Source organism: Bacillus cereus group sp. MYBK195-1, from assembly GCF_051916605.1.
Classification (GTDB): domain Bacteria; phylum Bacillota; class Bacilli; order Bacillales; family Bacillaceae_G; genus Bacillus_A; species Bacillus_A cereus.
Window position 1 is genome coordinate 1,529,533 of the sequence record NZ_JBQAGZ010000001.1, and the last position, 16,358, is coordinate 1,545,890.

The window sequence follows — 16,358 nt, forward strand, 5'->3', positions numbered from 1 at the left end:
AAAAGATTGCTACTTTTTTCGTATATTGATAAAATAAGTTCTTGGGTCTTACTTATTGTTATCGGTATAATGTTTGTCGCTTGAATGAAAGAAATTAGTTGCAAAAATTTCGCACTATGTAAAGGGGTACAGCAACGATCCCTTTTTTGGAGGCACCTTAAACATAAAGCGAGAGAAGAGGCTATATGAACGATTCTCCTATCTTGTTTAAATATTAAACGAGTTATTGCAATTGGAATAGGTATATCAAACTAGTCGACATCCTGATGGATTATGTTTTTCTAGTAATCTATTACTTCTGATGGAATCGATAGATTGCTAGAAAGCGGAAAACAATTATTAGTATATTCCGAAGCAGGTGTAACAGAGTGTCCTTCCATAATTAAGGGTAAAACCAAAATACGTTTTTTTAAAGAATGATTTGTTAGAACAGGTTATAAGGAATAAAACAGAAAAGAGGATCACATGTTAGATACTTTACAGAGAAGTAAAAAGTTTTTTTTAGTATGTCTTATTTTTTTAGTGCTTTTAACCGCTTGTGGTAATACTGATGTTAAGACATCTAAAGCTTCGTTACCACCGGCTGAATCCAATATAGATACATCATTAAAAGCACCGAATTGGGTAGATAAAAGTCCTATCCAACAGTCTCCTAATTTTACGGAAGATAAAAAAGTACAATCGGTTGTGAATTTAATAGCTACGGGTGATAATTTATATCATGACGCAGTAATTAAAGATGGCAAACAAAAAGACGGTTCATATGATTATAATTATATTTATGAAAATATCAAAAAGGCTGTTAAATCAAGTGATCTTGCTATAGTGAACCAGGAGACTCCGATTGCCGGAAATAATTTAAAAGTACAAGGATATCCGACTTTCAATACACCTGAAGAAGTAGGCCAATCTTTAGTGGACACTGGATTCAATATAGTGACGCAAGCGACAAATCACGCTATGGATATGGGTATTAAAGGTGTTGCGAATACAAGAGAATACTGGAAAAAATATCCGGATGTTATCCCAGTAGGTATTAATGAGAGTAAAAACGAGCGTAATGAAATAAAAACGATTACAAAAAATGGTATTCGTTTTGCGTTACTAAATTATACATATGGTACGAATGGAATTAAAATTCCAGCTGATAAGTCTTGGGCTTTAAATTTAATTGATAAAAAAGCGATACAAAATGATGTGGAAAAGGCAAAGAGTAGCTCTGATATGGTGATTGTTATGGTGCATTGGGGAGTAGAATATACCTCAACACCTTCAAAGCAACAAAAAGAAGTTGCTCAATATTTAACAGATTTAGGTGTAGATGTAGTAATTGGAAATCATCCACATGTAATTCAACCAATTGAGTGGAAACAAAATAAAGATGGACATGAAACGCTAATCTATTATTCTCTTGGAAATCTTATTTCTGCGCAAGAAAAATTAGAAACATTGGTTGGAGGATTATCTTATGTACAATTTGTTAAGTATGAAGATAAAACTTTTGGTATACGACAAGCGGCAATCGTACCGACAGTAACCGACTATGCTGATGGTAAGAAACAATTTAAAATTCAATTTTTAAAAGATTATTCGGATGAAAATTCTAAAAAACATGGAATTAAAAAATTTGTCGGCCCGGTTTCTTTGAAGGATTTCAAGGAGATTCCTAGAGACGTGTTGGGAAATTGGTATAAAGACTAATAAACAAAAAGGGAATGAGATACAATTAAAAAATTTATAATTTTAGCATTGGTATTAGCAATGGGATGGAGTCTTGCTGCTTGTAGTGGAAAGCAAACATCTCAGGCAACTACTAATAATAACGATAAAAATAAAAATGAAATACATGCGAAGAAAAAAGATGTTTTACCTATCTCTGATGTTAATGATTGGAGAATTATCCTTGTAAATAGAGAGCATATGTTATCAAAGGAACTAGGAATTGAATTAACAAGTATCACCCAAAATGCGAAGCCAAATATGAAAATAGATAGTAGAATTGCAACTTCCTATCAGGATATGGTAGCAGCTGCAAAAAAAGAGGGAATCAATCTTTATTTAAGATCAGGTTATCGAGCTATAAAATTACAACAAACTTATTATGATGCTTCAGTTAAAAGCTATAAATCTCAGGGCTTGTCGGATAAAGAGGCTAGTGCTAAGGCATTGGAATATCTTCAGTATCCTGGTGCAAGTGAACATCATACTGGATTAGCGTTAGACATTATTTCAGTTGAATGGCAGAATACTGTAGAAGATTTAAATGCAAAATTTGAAACTACCGATGCATTCAAATGGTTAGATAAGAACGCTGCAGAATATGGATTTACTCTCCGCTATCCAAAAGATAAAGAGAATATTACTGGCATTAAGTATGAGCCATGGCACTATCGTTATGTAGGGAAAGAAGTTGCTGTTTATCTAAAAGAAAAAGGGTTAACTTTAGAAGAATATAACGAAAAAATTAAGTCTGGTAAGTAAAAATATGCTTTAATTTTATTAAACATTATGCACTGCTACAAGAAAAGGTGAATCTGAGGATGTGTTAACCTTCCACCTAGTATTGTAAAAACTGAGTATGATAATTTGAGCACGTATGAACCAGTTATCGTGTAAAAAGATGTATGTATTATGAAATTAAAGTTAAGGATCTGATATTCATATCAGATCCTTTTTCTATTGTTCTTTTAAGAGCGACTGAGCCAAAATATTGGAATGAATATAGAAACAAAACAGCCTAAGGAATAGTAAAACGAGTCAGGGAGCCTACTCGTACGCTTCATTGGGATTATCCAGAAATAGTTGTTGATGAAATAAGAAAGAACTGGTCTTACTCTCAAGCAAGGATTTAATACGAATGAATTGGATAAAAGGTAGTAATAAATACATAGTCATATTGATTAAAGTTTCACTTTATTGAAGAAAAATGCGAAAGCCATTCATAAAATATGGAAATGTTAAAATCCCTTTGATAAAATAGCAATATGTAAAAATAATTATTTGTTAATTCTTAATGTAATGAATATTCATGTTTAAATATACGAATTTAACTACATAGTTATTGTGCTAAAGGGGGAGAAAGATGTTAGATGAATTGTACAATGCTTTTTTAAATGCGTCTGGTTTTACAGAAAGTGCGAGGAAACGAGATCGGTATGATGATTTACATGATTATTTAAAAGATAAAGAAAGAGAGTTAAAGCAATTCATTCAAGATGCTGAATCAGCGAAGAGAGATTATGAGAGTAAAAGTAATGGTTTAGAAGCTAATAAAATTCCGGCAGTTGAATTTGAACAAAAACGTCATGAAAAGGATGAAGAATTACATACATTAGTATCCTATTTTAAAAGTGCATTAAGCGATGTTGGATCTGCAAAAAGTACAGCTTATGCAAAGTATTTGGAATATAAAGCGAAAGCAGAATCGGAGAAAGCGTCAGCATACGCTGCAGCGACCAAGGCTTTTGAAGAAAAGAAAAAGGAATTTGAAAAACTTATCCATTAAGCATACAAAGAATGGAGGGAACCAACATGAGTGGTAAAGAGGTTGAAATTATAGGAAGTAACACTGCAAGTGCCATTTCTTACGCACAAAACATTGAAAATGGTATGAAGGATTCTTTAAACCAAGCGAAAGACTTAAAAGCATATGTCACAGGTGCGAAATGGAATGGAAAAACGAGAGATGCATTTTTAAGTTATCTTGATTTGATCATTCAATATAATTCAGAAATGGTAGAGGCATTTGAAGGACATACGAAAGCTTTGAAAGAGTTAGATAAAAGCATTCAAACGTACGGAGATAAATCGGAAGTAAGGGCGATAAAACAACTGTGATGGAGAAACGAGGGATAAAAGAATGGGGAAAGAAATGAGTTTTGCACCTGCTGAATTATATGTTCTCGCAGGTGCAGCTGGGGTTACCGATATATTTGGATTGCCAAACCGTGACGCAATTATTTTACTTGATGCAGAATGTGTCACGAAAGCAACTACGAGTTTAAAAGAAAAAGGCCTACTTACAAGTGAAAATGGAATTACCCCTGCAGCTTTTCAAATAATTGAACTATTAAAGGAATATGAAAATTGTCATGAATACACGAGAATGAATAATGTATTAATTGGCTTTTTAAAAGAGGATAAAGACCGAGTGGCTGTATTAACAGAAATAGAACCAAATAAAAAATACGAGATCGACTACATACCAAAGCCGGACGTATATTTTTCATTATTAACACGCATTCCTTTCTTATTGAGAGAACCGAGGGAAATAGAAGATACATTTTTCTCAAAGAGAATGACAGAGGCAGAACAAAAAACATTTGAGGAAAAAGATTTATCAAATAAAGACGTTATAGCGATAGAAACGTATACGAGGCCTCGAAGTAATAGAGGAGGAAAATGGGAATGTTTCTTATATTTTACTGAAGGAGAAGATTTCGTTCAAATCGATGTAGATCGTAATCAATATGACTGGGTGAGCCTCTATGCGATTAATAAGAAATTGTATGACGTGTTAAAAATGCCATATAAAAAGTTAATTGACCCGAGACAATTCTCGTTAGGAGGTATTCAATAATGCAAGTATCAATGGGAGATAGTGGTTCTGGTGGTGGAGAAGAAGTATTAGTTAATTTTCAAGAACTACTTGATATAGTAATGAAGTTAGAAAATATATATAAAATCCATGTAGACGTCATTGGAACGAATATTGAGAGTTTATTAAGCTGTGATTTTTATCAAAAAGGTGAAGCGATGAGAGTAATTGAAAAATATCCTGATATATTACACAAAACACTAGAATTGGCTGAACACTATTCTAGGTCAGCGACAGTTGTAGGAAATGTATGTGTAGAAATGCTTGAAAAGGACGAACAATTACGTGAAATATTAAGTAAGTTGTAGAAATCACCATACGGCTGGGGGGATGAAAACGAGATGGATGTGAAATATAGACCTGAACCATGGCAAAACATGGGGGATGGTATGAATCGAATTACAAAAGATGCACTCATAAAATTACAGCGCGCAAATGAATCATTAAAAAAAATTGATGGAAGAATACGAGATTTAGACTCAGATGGCAGTATACATTTTAACCCAAAAGATCAATCGCAAAAAATCGGGGAATTACTTGATAGCTATTCGACATTACAAAAATATTGCGGAGAAGCAGGGCGATTGGTCTCTGAACATATAGATAAACCTTTTTTAGTAGAAATGGATAAATTCGCTCAAAAAATGAGAGATACATCTATTCTCAGTTTCGAAACAGATAACCGAATTGGCTCTACAACAACGACAGTATTACCAGATGCGCACGCGGGATACGGAAGTGTACCGCAAACAATACAGACGAAAAAAGATAAAATAACAGTAGAAGATATTTTTAAAGATTCACCTGCATTTGATAACGTACTGAGAGAGGAATACAAAGAACTAAAAAAACAAAACCCAGATGCAAAATTAAATTATGAAGAATACAAGAAAGTAGTCCCATCCACACGAGGATTTGAATACAAATCGATAGAAGATGAACAGAAAAAACTAGAAATGGTGCGAGACATAGGAATAGGCCTAGGAATCATCATCACAACAATCCTTTGCCCACCACTCGGGGCCGCTGCCGCAGTAGTATACGGAGGTGTACAAATAAAAAGCGGGATCGACGGAGAAGACTGGGGAACACACCGGAAATTGAGCCAAGAAGAACGCACAGCAAACATCATTTTTGGCGGATTAGATGCAATCCCAGTTGTTGGAGCAGTAGGAAAAGGAGTAAAAGCATTCAAAGGCACGAGTGAATTAGCTGATTTAGCCAAAATATTAAAATTCAAAGACGGAATGCCTGGTTTTAATCCAAATTTGGGTAAAAATGTGGTACAATCGCTTAAGGAAAATAAGACTTTAAAGAATGCACTAGATGCTATGAAAAATACTCCTATTCCAGTAGCAGTTAGGACGGTGGATACTGGAATAGGAATGAAGCTTCCTTATATAGAATCTTCAACTGTTGGAGAAGTAGCTGGAAAGTTTTCAAAGGCAAGTACGGCAGCTAAGGATGACGCTTATCAATTTGCTAAGGGTAGTGGTGGTAGTAACGCAAACCCAAACAAAATTAAACTAACCCCGGAAAGAGAAAAATACTATCGAATAAAAATAGATGAAGCCAAAGCACGGGGGGATTATAAGGAAGCAGATAACATTAGGTATAATCGTCATTGTGAAGAAACAAAAGAGCCTTTAGAACGTAAAGAGTGGGATGTTAAGCGTGAAAATTTAAAGAAAAGTCAAGAGCGTGGAAGAGAAGAAGAAATAAAAGGAAGAAAAGCTTTGGGAGAACACCTAAATCGTACATTAGAGGACAATAACTCTGGCAAGGTTGTTACGTATACATCCAGTGAAGGGCATCTTACGCGTCCAGATAGTATAGGTCGTAATGCTAAGGATGAAATCGATTTAGTTCATGATCACAAACACAAAATAAGTGACAAAGAACACGTTATTCATAATGACAGCCAAATGCGAGCTGAAAGAGAGATGCTCGAAGATAAAAATGGAAGTCATATTGTGACAATATCAAGCGATAAACCCGATTTGAATGGGATTCCTCCTCATCCAAGACCAAGTGGGCCTTTAGCGAAAGAGAGTGACATTTTCTATACTGATCCAAATAGTGGTAAAGTGACACATAAGTGGGAAGCGCACCCAGATATCCCTGGTGGAGGTATATGGATAAAAATATAGATAAGTATGTAACTTTACTTTTTAGTATTAAGGGGGATTTAAATGAAACCTAATTATTTTACAATTGCAATGTATCCTACAGTATCGATTAATCAGGAAGAGATACTAGGTCGTCTTTTGAGCGTGTTTGATTCGAATGAAAAATTTGCTCCTACTCATTGGGGTAACAGTGAAACTGTACGGGTAGAATATAATCGTGAGGAAATTCTTGAAAAGGTGATTTTGGAACGTAAAGTATCAGAAGTACATTTGTATCGTGATAAAGCAGTGCACTATAGAGGAAGCTTTAAAGTTAACTGGAGTCATAGGTCATATCTTGAGTTTGAGTTTCATAAATCAATACCTAAAAGTTTATGGTCTGCTTTTTTTGAGTTATCCGATCAAATCGCAGAAATTGTAAAACCACGTTTTGGGGTGTCGCAAATCTTTTGGAAAGCGTCTTATCCATGGAATACAGAACGTGAACGGTTACATATGTGGATGAATATGTCTGCCTTACCTATACCGGTAAGGTTTCTTCCTAACGGTCCTTTGGGGGTAGGCGCTAAAACATATTTGAGTGGTCATATTTTAGACATGTTTGATAAGGAATTATTACTAAATAGCCCAGCTGTCGTATCAGAGCTGGATTGGGGTGGGATTTGTATAGACCTTTTACAAAATCCATTAGAAGCCGATATAGATATGTTACTTGATAGTTGGTTACATGTAATGAAATACTTAGAACCAGCTCAAGTAATGGCCATGCCAAGTTTTCATGAAAGTCGAATGGTTGTAACTTATTCTCCAAATGTTGCTTGGAAGGAGTATCTGGAAAGTTAAATGAAAGGAATTTGTAATCATGGATGAGAAAAATAATGATAGAATAAGAGTCATGGAAATATTAAATAGATCTCAATACAATGATGAAATTATAGATGGGCTAGATATGAGCAATTTAGATCTTACTTTTTCAGATTTGTCAGAGGTGATGGCAGAGGGTATCATGGCAAAACAAGTCCATTTAAGAGCTTCTTCACTAATGAGAGCATCTTTTTTTGATTGTGATTTTGAGTTTGCTGATTTCAGGAGCTGTAATTTAGAGGAAATACATATTGCAGATTGTAGATTTGGTGAAGCTAATTTCTCTAAAGCCAATATGAAATATGCAAAGGTAAATATAAGTAGTTGTTTTGAAACATGTTTTGATGAAGTTGATTTTTCATATGGAGAATTAGTTGGAACGATATTAAATCATGCTACTTTTCGACGAGCAAATTTATATAAAATAGATGCAAAACAGGCCGACTGTTCGGGAACGGATTTCAGCAACGCGAATCTTACAGAAGGTAACTTTGAAAAAGCATATTTAGAAGATGCTAATTTATCAGAAGTAAACGCTAGAAATGCAGATTTTACAAACGCAGATTTAACAGGAGCGACCCTTTTAAATGGTGATTTTACTGACGCGAATTTTACCGGTGCTAAACTTGACAATGTAGTTTGGACAGGAGCAAAGGTAGAAGGAGCCAAGTTTGACGAAAATGTGAAGGAACAAATCTTAAAAATGATTTAAATATGATGGGAAGTATATACATTTAAGCACTCGAAAACCTATGATTGGTAGCGAGTGCTTTTTTCTTAGAGATATTAGAGATTGCTAAATTAGTGAAAATCAATATAGATTATTTTTAAGGATTGTTAGATAGATTAAGTCGGGAATATTATATAATTGAAAATACAGTAGCAAAAGGTGTGGACTCCGTAACCCCATTCGCTAAAGGTGTAGAAATCATGCCAGATGGAAGTGTCGTTAGATCTGGAACGAACTATAGCGGGAAATTCCAAGAAGCCCATGATGCCTCAAAGGCGAGTATTCAGAGTAGGATCTCGAATTTGGAGAGTGGTGGGGTTAAGGGTACGGGTGAAACGGTTAAGAAGATAGGTGATATTAATGATCCTATTAGAACATATCGTGGTGCTGATTTAGGTAAGCTAGAGGCTAAATATACTGCGGATCCTCGCTTAACTGTTGAGATGCCCTATGTTGGTAAAGGGCAAAAAAACACCAATGCAGAGGGTTGGTTACGCGATAAAGATTTTTATTGGAAAGAGATGTTAGAGAAGTACCCAGAAGCGTTTAATAGGTCAAATAGACAAAAAATAGAATTAGGATTCGCACCTATAAACAATCCAACGTTTAGAAAACATTTTCCCCAATATGATTTAAAAGAATTATATAATGACACTTTAATACATCATCACATTGGTGGTGGTGGTCAAGCTGTGGCTGTACCCTCAAAGCTACATCCAGGTTTAGGAGGGATTCATAATGCTGAGAAAAGCGCAGGAGTTTGGGGAAATGACCAAAAATATGCTGAACTATTAGAAAAATTCTTAGAAAAGTAAGGGTGATTATTTTGGTAATGAAGGATGCTATGAGCAAATATTTTAATTTAAGAAAAGAATATTTTGATAAAGGGTTAGATTTTTTATTTAAAACGCCATATAACGAAGAAGTTGATTCATTTATATATCAGGGTGAAATGGATGATGAAGAAGAAATTTCATGGAAACCTATTGAAAAAAATAATAAGAATGATTTAACGAAGATTGAGGAAAGATTTGAAATTAAACTGCACACTTCAATTGATGATTATTTTAATTCTTATTGGTTTGCTGATTTAGATGGATTTATTGGTAATCATTATATTAGGCTAGAACCTGTATTACCAAATATTGAATTGGATTCCTTCGAAAGTAATTTAGAAGGGTATAAAAACAATCATAATAAGGTTGATAAGACTCCAATAGGTGTAGAGGGGAACGGTTTGATAGTTGTTTTAGATAATGTAAGTGGTAAGGTTGAATTGGAGGATTTTGAACGAGGTTCATTTGAAGAGATTTCGGATAGTTTAGATGAGTTAATTGCTAGTTTAAAGTTACAAAAATAATATACTAAGAACATTTATATGAAAAAATGTCTGATATGAAGTGTAGCCCAAGTGTTAGATATAATTGGACTGCAGTTTTTTATAGAAAGATGTAATATAAAATCAAGCGAAGACCTACAAAATTTATGCTACTAAAAAAACATATGAACTGAAAGCACTTGATTGTCAATTAAAGGCAACAAGTGCTTTTTTGCGTTTTAGCGTAGAAATAATGTGGTAGGATGACGCTTATCAACTTGCTAAGGGTAGTGGAGGTTCAGGAGTTAGTAAGGAAGGTAGTGTGGCTAAGGGTACGGGTGAAGCTACACCTAAAAAGAAAAGTGTACCGGATTGGCTTAAAGAGCGATGGGAAGCAGGGAATAATTTTAATAAGGAAAATCGTCCTCGTTACCCTTATAATGAGGTAGAGTTGGAAGCAAAAGAAGTAGGGGGTAAAAAATACGTAGTTGACTCATATGCGCACAATAAGGAAATAGTATCTAGAAAATTCACTCAACTTAGTGAAGTGCAAGAAAAGACAGCTAAGAGTTATTTAAATGAAATTACAAAAAAATATCCTTCAGGTTCTAAAATATCAAATGGTCCTTTTAATCCTAACGCTCTCAAAGGGGGGCGGCTTAAAGGTGAGTTAATATTAGAAGTACCAGTTCAAAATAAACCAATTCCGCAAACGATTCTTGATGAAGCAACAAAAAATAGGATTATTATTAGGGATATTAAAGGGAAGGTGTATAATTGACTATGAAAATTTATTATTGTGACGAATGGTCGGACATTAAAAAGAAGCCTTGGAATATTTTAGATGACCGTGATGCATACACATACCATCAAAAACATGAACCATATACGGCGGTATTAACTGAAGATGAAAACCTTAAGTATATTGTAAATGTTACAAATGAATGGGTTTTGGTGGGATTTTATGATGACTTGATTCGTAAGTATTTAAATTATGATTTTGAAGTTGTGAGTGACAGTAAGATATTTTTAAGAACAGCTACGTATTGGGAATATGATGATGAAACTGATACAGAAGTAAGTAGCTTGATTTTGGGATTCCGAGAAAATGGCTATATAGCAATGGAAAAAAGGGATTTAAAGACCGGCTTAGTCGAGGAGCGTGAGATTAGCGATACCCTTGAAAGAAACTGGGATGTATTTCCTGAATTTGGTCATTATATTCATTTGTGTAGAGAGGAAAGATAATGTTTTTAGGAGCACTCTATAGTGCCAAAGCTATCTATAAGAAAGGTGTTATATATCACTAACACATAAGGCAAGCGAACTAAAGATAATTAAAGTATTGAATTAGAAAAAAGAAAAACGATATATTTGAAAATAGAGACTCCATGAAGGTAATACCATCATGGAGTACTGTGTGCAATGATAGAATAGAAAACGAAGTACGAGCTTAGGCGAGATGACATTTTACATGGCGATGAATATAAACACATGGAATGTACATTAAACTAACGAACTCGTAAAAACTCGTAAGTTTTAACGTAGTAGTTGTCATGGCATGTAAAAGGTGTCGTACTGTTAATACAAAACTTACAGATCTTATAAATCTTACAAATTTATGCTACTTAAAAACATATGAACTTAAAGCACTTGATTGTCTATTTGAGGCAACAAGTGCTTTTTTGTGTTTTAGAGTAGAAATAATGTGGTACAATCGCCTAGGGAAAATAAGACTTTAAAGAATGCACTAGATGCTATGAAAAATACTCCTATTCCAGTAGCGGTTAGGATGGTGGATACTGGAATAGGAGTGAAGCTTCCTTCAACTGTTGGAGAAGTAACTGGAAAGTTTTCAAAGGCAAGTACGGTAACTAAGGATGACGTTTATCAACTTGCTCATGGGCATAGTAAATTAGAAGGAAGTAATAAAACTAGCGGAGTGGGTAATAATAGCTCGCGTACTGACGAAATTGGAATCAAATTTAAACGTAATCGGAAACATAATGAAGATGAGTTTATATGACAATTAAAAAACCAAGAAGATGGACTGGGAAAATTGACAGTTTATGAGTTTATTTAGAATCGGAACTAATTTTTAAAATATGGGAGATCAAAACAAGCAAATTCAGCTCAAAGATTAACACGAAAACAAGCTGTGCAAGATAAAATTGATGAATTTATGGAAGAAGGTTTTTCATTTAGGGAAGCAGAAGAGCAAGCTTTAAAGTGGATAAAGGATAAAGCTACATTACATGACCCAGATCAAATTGCGGGTGGAAATCCATTAAAAATAACTGGCATGGGTGATTCTAGAATTAATTCATCAATAGGTTCGCAGTGGAAAAGCAGGATTGGTAATGTGGATAAGGAAATTAGACGAGTTGCTGACACCTTATCAGAGGAAGAAAAAAATTTGACATATCTTAATGTTAGATTGAAATCGGAGTAGGGGGATACTATGGAAAATATAAATGATTTTATATCTTTCGAAAAACCATCAACAGAGGTTATTGAAAAGTATACAGGGAAAGTTCCAGATCAAATAATAGATTTATGGAAATGTTATGGGTTTGGGAGTATGTTAAATGGATACTTAAGAGCAATAAACCCAGAAAAATATTTAGATATATTAAAGGAAAGTTATATCCGTTATGAAGAAGCTATCCCAATTTTTACAACAGGTATGGGAGATATTCTTGTGTGGGAAAATAACTATTTATTATTACTTAAGTATCGAAAAGGTACGGTAGATGTAGTAGCTGGAAAATTCAAGTTTTTCTTTAAAAATACGAAAGATGATTATTTTTTAGAGAAAGGATTGGATTGGAAGCATTATCAGCAGGCATTAAATAAATACGGAAAGCTTGAAATAGATGAATGTTTTGGTTACACACCTTTACTTGCACTAGGTGGACCAGAAAAAGTAGAAAACTTACAAAAAGTCAAACTTATCGAGCATGTTTATTTAATTACTCAATTTATGGGGCCGATAGAATAATGAAAGAAGAAACTGGAAGGTGGATTAATCCTCTTTCAGTTTTTTTATTTAAAAGGCTATTAATGTAAATGAAGCTTTAAAAGATACGATTGAGTTAATGTTATAATATAGAAATGTGGTAACGAGAAACTTGGGTTAAATTTATAAAAAGTAATTTTTTATGAATTAAGGCTAACATAAATTCCTAGTATTATATAATTGAAAATACATTAGCAAAAGGTGCGGACTCCATATCCCCAATCTTTAAAGATGTAGAAATACTGCCAGATGGAAGTGTCGTTAGAACTGGAACGAACTATAGCGGGAAATTCCAAGAAGCCCATGATGCCTCAAAGGCGAGTATTCAGAATAGGATCTCGAATTTGGAGAGTGGAGGGGTTAAGGGTACGGGTGAGACTCCTAAGATAACTGAGATAAAAGAGAAAGATCTTGGGAAGCACATTATTAAAGGGAAAAATGGAAGGAAAGAACTTGCGCCAAACGTGCGTTATATTACTGAGAATGGTTATAAATATACAACAGATGAGCTTGGTAGAATAGTAGATGTTGAGGCAGGAGAATTAATACTTCAAAAAGGAAAACGAAACACAGGAATGCAAGTGGCTGCAGGAAGAGAAGATAGATTGCCGGATGATGATGGTGGGCATTTGATAGGGACGCAATTCCATGGATCCGGTGACATTGATAATTTAGTCGCTCAAAATAAACAGATTAATCGTTCGGGTGGAGAATGGTATAATATGGAGAAAGAATGGGTTAATGCATTAGGTGGGAAGCCTCCTAAAAAAGTATCAGTAAAAATTGAACCAGTATACTTAGGTTCATCACTAAGACCAAACTCATTTAAAATAAATACCAAATTGAAGGCCAACGTAAGGTAATACGTGAAATACTTAATAAAACAGGAGGTTGATGTAAAAGTGTTCGAATTAGAATTAAATAAAATCTATCAAAATATAGCGCAAAAAATAAATGATACAATTCCCGTAGAATGGGATATCTTTTATTTTAATGCAGAGATTTATAACCAAGAGGGTGGGGTATTATTCTTTTTCAATACCCCAGATAGATCGGATGAATATATATATTCCCATGATATACCAGATGTATTTAATGTGAGTGAAAAAGAATATGATAAGACATATGATGAATTATTTCATTTAAGTGTAGAGTTACAGGAAATATTTATAAAAAATAATCAGGAACCTTGGTATTCTTTTGATATGATTGTGACATCTGAGGGGAAAGTAAAAATTTATTATGGGTATACTAAATGGTATCAATCTACTTTTGGATCGAATGACCGAGTGGATTATTTTGAATATAAATATTTAGGGAAGAAACCTAGTAATGAAAATGAGCGAAGAAAATTCGAAGAGATGAAAGAATATGAAGAGAAAAATAAATCTTAAAATATTTTTTTGTTAAATTAAGGAATGTATTATTAGCGAGTAAATATGTAAAATATCCAAATTAACTAGCTTTAGTTGGACTATTGAAAAAAGAATAGTGACGGATTAATGTTACTTATAGAACATATGAAGTTAAAGCACTTGATTGTCTACTTGAGGCAACAAGTGCTTTTTTGCGTACAAATTTAACAGATCACTATAATTTTATTATGTAAACTTTTTACATAGTTTTCTATACAACTAAAGAGAAGAAAAATGTTCACTATTACTTTCATTTCTGTTATAAAAATTCTACAATAGAAGACAGAACGTATATTTGGTATAATCAAAATATACTATATGAAATGATGTACATGAGTTTGAAATTCATGTAACGAGGTAAGCGCTACATAACAATGACTAATATTTAAAGTTTTCGTACCTATAGAATTCAATTCATGTTATATAAATCAATTGTTAGAAAGGAACAGGTGTAATGAATCAAATTTCATTTGAAGATTTATTTGAAGAAGAAAAAGAAAAGGTGGAGGTAGCTGAGGTATGTAAGGTACCAGCCTCTTTATCACCATTACAAAAAGATATTTTAGAATTAATTGATTCTGAAGAAATAAGTGCGCTTGAGCTATGTGAACGATTAATACGATCTGGTAAAATACCCGATGAAAGATTCACTACGAATAAGCCTAAAGCATATGGACAAGTATGTTTACTATTAGAAGGTTTTGTTACAGAAGGAAAACTTATTTTTATCAAAGATGATGAGAAAAGAGATAGGGTATATAAATTGAAAGAAGAAGTTTGAGATGTATAGTGGGAGATGAATGATTGGTTCCCTTTAACTTGCAGCTCCGTTAGTCTAGTAATGTCCACAAAAAAGGTGTCAATCTCTCCTACATTGACACCTTCATACTTTTAACACCTTACATACTTACGCTTAAAACCAAGTCTTCCTCTATCAAGTTCTTTCTGAATACTTTCAGAAGCATTTAACAAACTGCTTTTTTTATTATCACGTTTGACTTCAACTATACCAACTTCTTTTGCAATCTCGACTGCTTTTTCATGTAGTGGTACATATGAAATTGCCGCGGTGTTTAGGAAATTATTCATAGCGGATTTTGTTCGTTCTGGAGAATGATGAATTGTATCTTTCACCATTTCAAGCATATCGGAAATTTTACTTTCGGAAAACTCATTGTCTTTGCGATTTCCTAAAAGCCAACAGTAGCAACTCCAGCCGGCAGACATTTTAAGCTCGTCCCCACTTGCAATCCATTTATCAGCAACATCTTGTGCGATATTTGACTCCGATAAAGTTACTGCCACTACATAATCAGATAGCATATAAAAATATGCCCCGTCTATCCAGCGATCAAAATCAGACTCACTCATAGCTTTTGGATCGGCAATAATGCCTGCAAAGTACATAGCATCGTAGTTACCTGTGGCATAAAGCTCTTCAGCTAACTCTTGATTTAATTTTATTTTTTTAGCGATTGGTTTCATAGCACCTGTAGCTACTCCGAATACTGGCTCATGCGCACCGTTAGATATGTATATTTTTTTCGTTCGTTCCTTACCTAGAGCTTCAAGTTCTTGCATAACTGTTTTAAAATCCATAGTTGTGCAACTTCCTTTCATCATGTAAAAGCCTTTTTAAGCTTTTCATATTTCATATGTTAATACTAATTGTATTCAAGAGGTATGTCTACTTTCTAAAAGTATCGAAACCGGTTAGTAATTTTGAAGCTTTTGATTTTGTGACTGCTACAAGCTATCTATAGTTAGAAGCAAAGTATAGTAGAATAAAAAATACATTTGTATAGTTTTTCCAGTGAATATTTGGTATGATGGTGAGTGGGAAAAATATACAAGTTGTTAGTGGTTCATAAAAGGGGGATTGAATTGAAAAGAACACCTGAATTCGTATTAGGTTTAATTGGTGGCATTTTGGGAATTATTATTTCCATAATATTAATAGTTGTAGCGTTTAATATTATGGAAGGTGTTGATTACGAACTTTTAGCTTATTACTCTATTATTTTAACGGTTCAAATAGGATTGTTCATTTTATCGTGTTTAGTAAACAAGGTTAATAATAAAGTTTATGGGGTTTGTATGATTGTGATTCCTATAGTTATGTTGTTTATGTCATTATTCTTTTTACTTATTCCGACAATTTTACAAATTATATCTGGTTCATTTGCATTTAGGACATTAAAGTTAGAATCGAATGTAAGCTAAATATAATTATTAACGTCTGAATATTCGGTTTTTTAAACATTTTCGTTTGCAGTTCAAATTAAC

Annotated in this window: 18 protein-coding genes and 3 pseudogenes; 20 read left to right on the forward strand and 1 reads right to left on the reverse strand. The window is 33.7% G+C overall.

Annotation, left to right across the window (positions count from 1 at the left end):
* The first annotated feature begins 465 nt into the window (after positions 1–465).
* From ACTFRY_RS08045 to ACTFRY_RS08135, 19 genes and pseudogenes are all read left to right on the forward strand, one after another.
* Entirely contained in the window at positions 466–1,701 is a 1,236-nt protein-coding gene (locus ACTFRY_RS08045; RefSeq protein WP_000887599.1) for a CapA family protein, read from the forward strand.
* A 48-nt stretch (positions 1,702–1,749) separates the two neighbouring features.
* On the forward strand, positions 1,750–2,481 hold the full coding sequence (locus ACTFRY_RS08050; RefSeq protein WP_000241986.1) for a M15 family metallopeptidase: 732 nt from the start codon (positions 1,750–1,752) through the stop codon (positions 2,479–2,481).
* Between the two features lie 601 nt (positions 2,482–3,082).
* On the forward strand, positions 3,083–3,505 hold the full coding sequence (locus tag ACTFRY_RS08055; RefSeq protein WP_000883455.1) for a hypothetical protein: 423 nt from the start codon (positions 3,083–3,085) through the stop codon (positions 3,503–3,505).
* 26 nt (positions 3,506–3,531) lie between these two features.
* Positions 3,532–3,837 (forward strand): WXG100 family type VII secretion target, encoded by a 306-nt coding sequence (locus tag ACTFRY_RS08060; RefSeq protein ID WP_000014535.1) that lies wholly within the window; start codon positions 3,532–3,534, stop codon positions 3,835–3,837.
* A 22-nt stretch (positions 3,838–3,859) separates the two neighbouring features.
* Complete coding sequence (locus ACTFRY_RS08065) at positions 3,860–4,579, forward strand: DUF5081 family protein (RefSeq protein WP_000514119.1); 720 nt, start codon at positions 3,860–3,862, stop codon at positions 4,577–4,579.
* Positions 4,579–4,905, forward strand: coding sequence for a hypothetical protein (locus tag ACTFRY_RS08070; RefSeq protein WP_001198201.1), 327 nt, complete (start codon positions 4,579–4,581; stop codon positions 4,903–4,905). Before ACTFRY_RS08065 ends, ACTFRY_RS08070 begins: the two co-directional genes overlap by 1 nt.
* Before the next feature lie 33 nt (positions 4,906–4,938).
* A pseudogene (locus ACTFRY_RS08075) lies at positions 4,939–6,099 on the forward strand (hypothetical protein); the annotation flags it as partial.
* Positions 6,100–6,789: 690 nt separating this feature from the next.
* Positions 6,790–7,569 (forward strand): hypothetical protein, encoded by a 780-nt coding sequence (locus tag ACTFRY_RS08080; protein WP_000804110.1) that lies wholly within the window; start codon positions 6,790–6,792, stop codon positions 7,567–7,569.
* A gap of 19 nt (positions 7,570–7,588) precedes the next feature.
* Entirely contained in the window at positions 7,589–8,302 is a 714-nt protein-coding gene (locus ACTFRY_RS08085; protein WP_000343658.1) for a pentapeptide repeat-containing protein, read from the forward strand.
* 122 nt (positions 8,303–8,424) lie between these two features.
* Positions 8,425–9,135, forward strand: coding sequence for a hypothetical protein (locus ACTFRY_RS08090; protein WP_141541482.1), 711 nt, complete (start codon positions 8,425–8,427; stop codon positions 9,133–9,135).
* Positions 9,136–9,164: 29 nt separating this feature from the next.
* Positions 9,165–9,680, forward strand: a complete 516-nt coding sequence (locus tag ACTFRY_RS08095) for a SecY-interacting protein Syd (protein WP_002101116.1) — start codon at positions 9,165–9,167, stop codon at positions 9,678–9,680.
* 280 nt (positions 9,681–9,960) lie between these two features.
* A complete protein-coding gene (locus ACTFRY_RS08100) occupies positions 9,961–10,419 on the forward strand; it encodes a hypothetical protein (protein WP_001051895.1) in 459 nt (152 codons plus the stop codon).
* Between the two features lie 2 nt (positions 10,420–10,421).
* A complete protein-coding gene (locus ACTFRY_RS08105) occupies positions 10,422–10,886 on the forward strand; it encodes a hypothetical protein (RefSeq protein ID WP_000708799.1) in 465 nt (154 codons plus the stop codon).
* Between the two features lie 460 nt (positions 10,887–11,346).
* Positions 11,347–11,664, forward strand: coding sequence for a hypothetical protein (locus ACTFRY_RS08110; protein WP_000250842.1), 318 nt, complete (start codon positions 11,347–11,349; stop codon positions 11,662–11,664).
* A 93-nt stretch (positions 11,665–11,757) separates the two neighbouring features.
* Positions 11,758–12,090, forward strand: a pseudogene (locus ACTFRY_RS08115) (polymorphic toxin type 15 domain-containing protein); the annotation flags it as partial.
* A 9-nt stretch (positions 12,091–12,099) separates the two neighbouring features.
* Positions 12,100–12,639, forward strand: coding sequence for a T6SS immunity protein Tdi1 domain-containing protein (locus tag ACTFRY_RS08120; RefSeq protein WP_000427865.1), 540 nt, complete (start codon positions 12,100–12,102; stop codon positions 12,637–12,639).
* Positions 12,640–12,899: 260 nt separating this feature from the next.
* Positions 12,900–13,552: pseudogene (locus ACTFRY_RS08125) on the forward strand (DNA/RNA non-specific endonuclease).
* A 7-nt stretch (positions 13,553–13,559) separates the two neighbouring features.
* Positions 13,560–14,051 (forward strand): immunity protein YezG family protein, encoded by a 492-nt coding sequence (locus ACTFRY_RS08130; protein ID WP_000462361.1) that lies wholly within the window; start codon positions 13,560–13,562, stop codon positions 14,049–14,051.
* Between the two features lie 475 nt (positions 14,052–14,526).
* Entirely contained in the window at positions 14,527–14,853 is a 327-nt protein-coding gene (locus ACTFRY_RS08135; protein WP_001071910.1) for a DUF3895 domain-containing protein, read from the forward strand.
* 110 nt (positions 14,854–14,963) lie between these two features.
* On the opposite strand, the gene ACTFRY_RS08140 is transcribed toward ACTFRY_RS08135, so the two are convergent.
* A complete protein-coding gene (locus ACTFRY_RS08140) occupies positions 14,964–15,671 on the reverse strand; it encodes a DNA alkylation repair protein (RefSeq protein WP_025966672.1) in 708 nt (235 codons plus the stop codon).
* Positions 15,672–15,956: 285 nt separating this feature from the next.
* On the opposite strand from ACTFRY_RS08140, the gene ACTFRY_RS08145 reads away from it, so the two are divergent.
* Complete coding sequence (locus ACTFRY_RS08145) at positions 15,957–16,295, forward strand: DUF4064 domain-containing protein (protein ID WP_000831724.1); 339 nt, start codon at positions 15,957–15,959, stop codon at positions 16,293–16,295.
* Positions 16,296–16,358 lie beyond the last annotated feature (63 nt).

Coding starts and splice junctions, on each gene's coding strand:
- ACTFRY_RS08120 (WP_000427865.1), top strand. CDS start 12,100: ATGGAAAATATAAATGATTTTATATCTTTCGAAAAACCATCAACAGAG.
- ACTFRY_RS08135 (WP_001071910.1), top strand. CDS start 14,527: ATGAATCAAATTTCATTTGAAGATTTATTTGAAGAAGAAAAAGAAAAG.
- ACTFRY_RS08095 (WP_002101116.1), top strand. CDS start 9,165: ATGAGCAAATATTTTAATTTAAGAAAAGAATATTTTGATAAAGGGTTA.
- ACTFRY_RS08060 (WP_000014535.1), top strand. CDS start 3,532: ATGAGTGGTAAAGAGGTTGAAATTATAGGAAGTAACACTGCAAGTGCC.
- ACTFRY_RS08080 (WP_000804110.1), top strand. CDS start 6,790: ATGAAACCTAATTATTTTACAATTGCAATGTATCCTACAGTATCGATT.
- ACTFRY_RS08055 (WP_000883455.1), top strand. CDS start 3,083: ATGTTAGATGAATTGTACAATGCTTTTTTAAATGCGTCTGGTTTTACA.
- ACTFRY_RS08070 (WP_001198201.1), top strand. CDS start 4,579: ATGCAAGTATCAATGGGAGATAGTGGTTCTGGTGGTGGAGAAGAAGTA.
- ACTFRY_RS08085 (WP_000343658.1), top strand. CDS start 7,589: ATGGATGAGAAAAATAATGATAGAATAAGAGTCATGGAAATATTAAAT.
- ACTFRY_RS08105 (WP_000708799.1), top strand. CDS start 10,422: ATGAAAATTTATTATTGTGACGAATGGTCGGACATTAAAAAGAAGCCT.
- ACTFRY_RS08065 (WP_000514119.1), top strand. CDS start 3,860: ATGGGGAAAGAAATGAGTTTTGCACCTGCTGAATTATATGTTCTCGCA.
- ACTFRY_RS08045 (WP_000887599.1), top strand. CDS start 466: ATGTTAGATACTTTACAGAGAAGTAAAAAGTTTTTTTTAGTATGTCTT.
- ACTFRY_RS08140 (WP_025966672.1), bottom strand. CDS start 15,671: ATGGATTTTAAAACAGTTATGCAAGAACTTGAAGCTCTAGGTAAGGAA.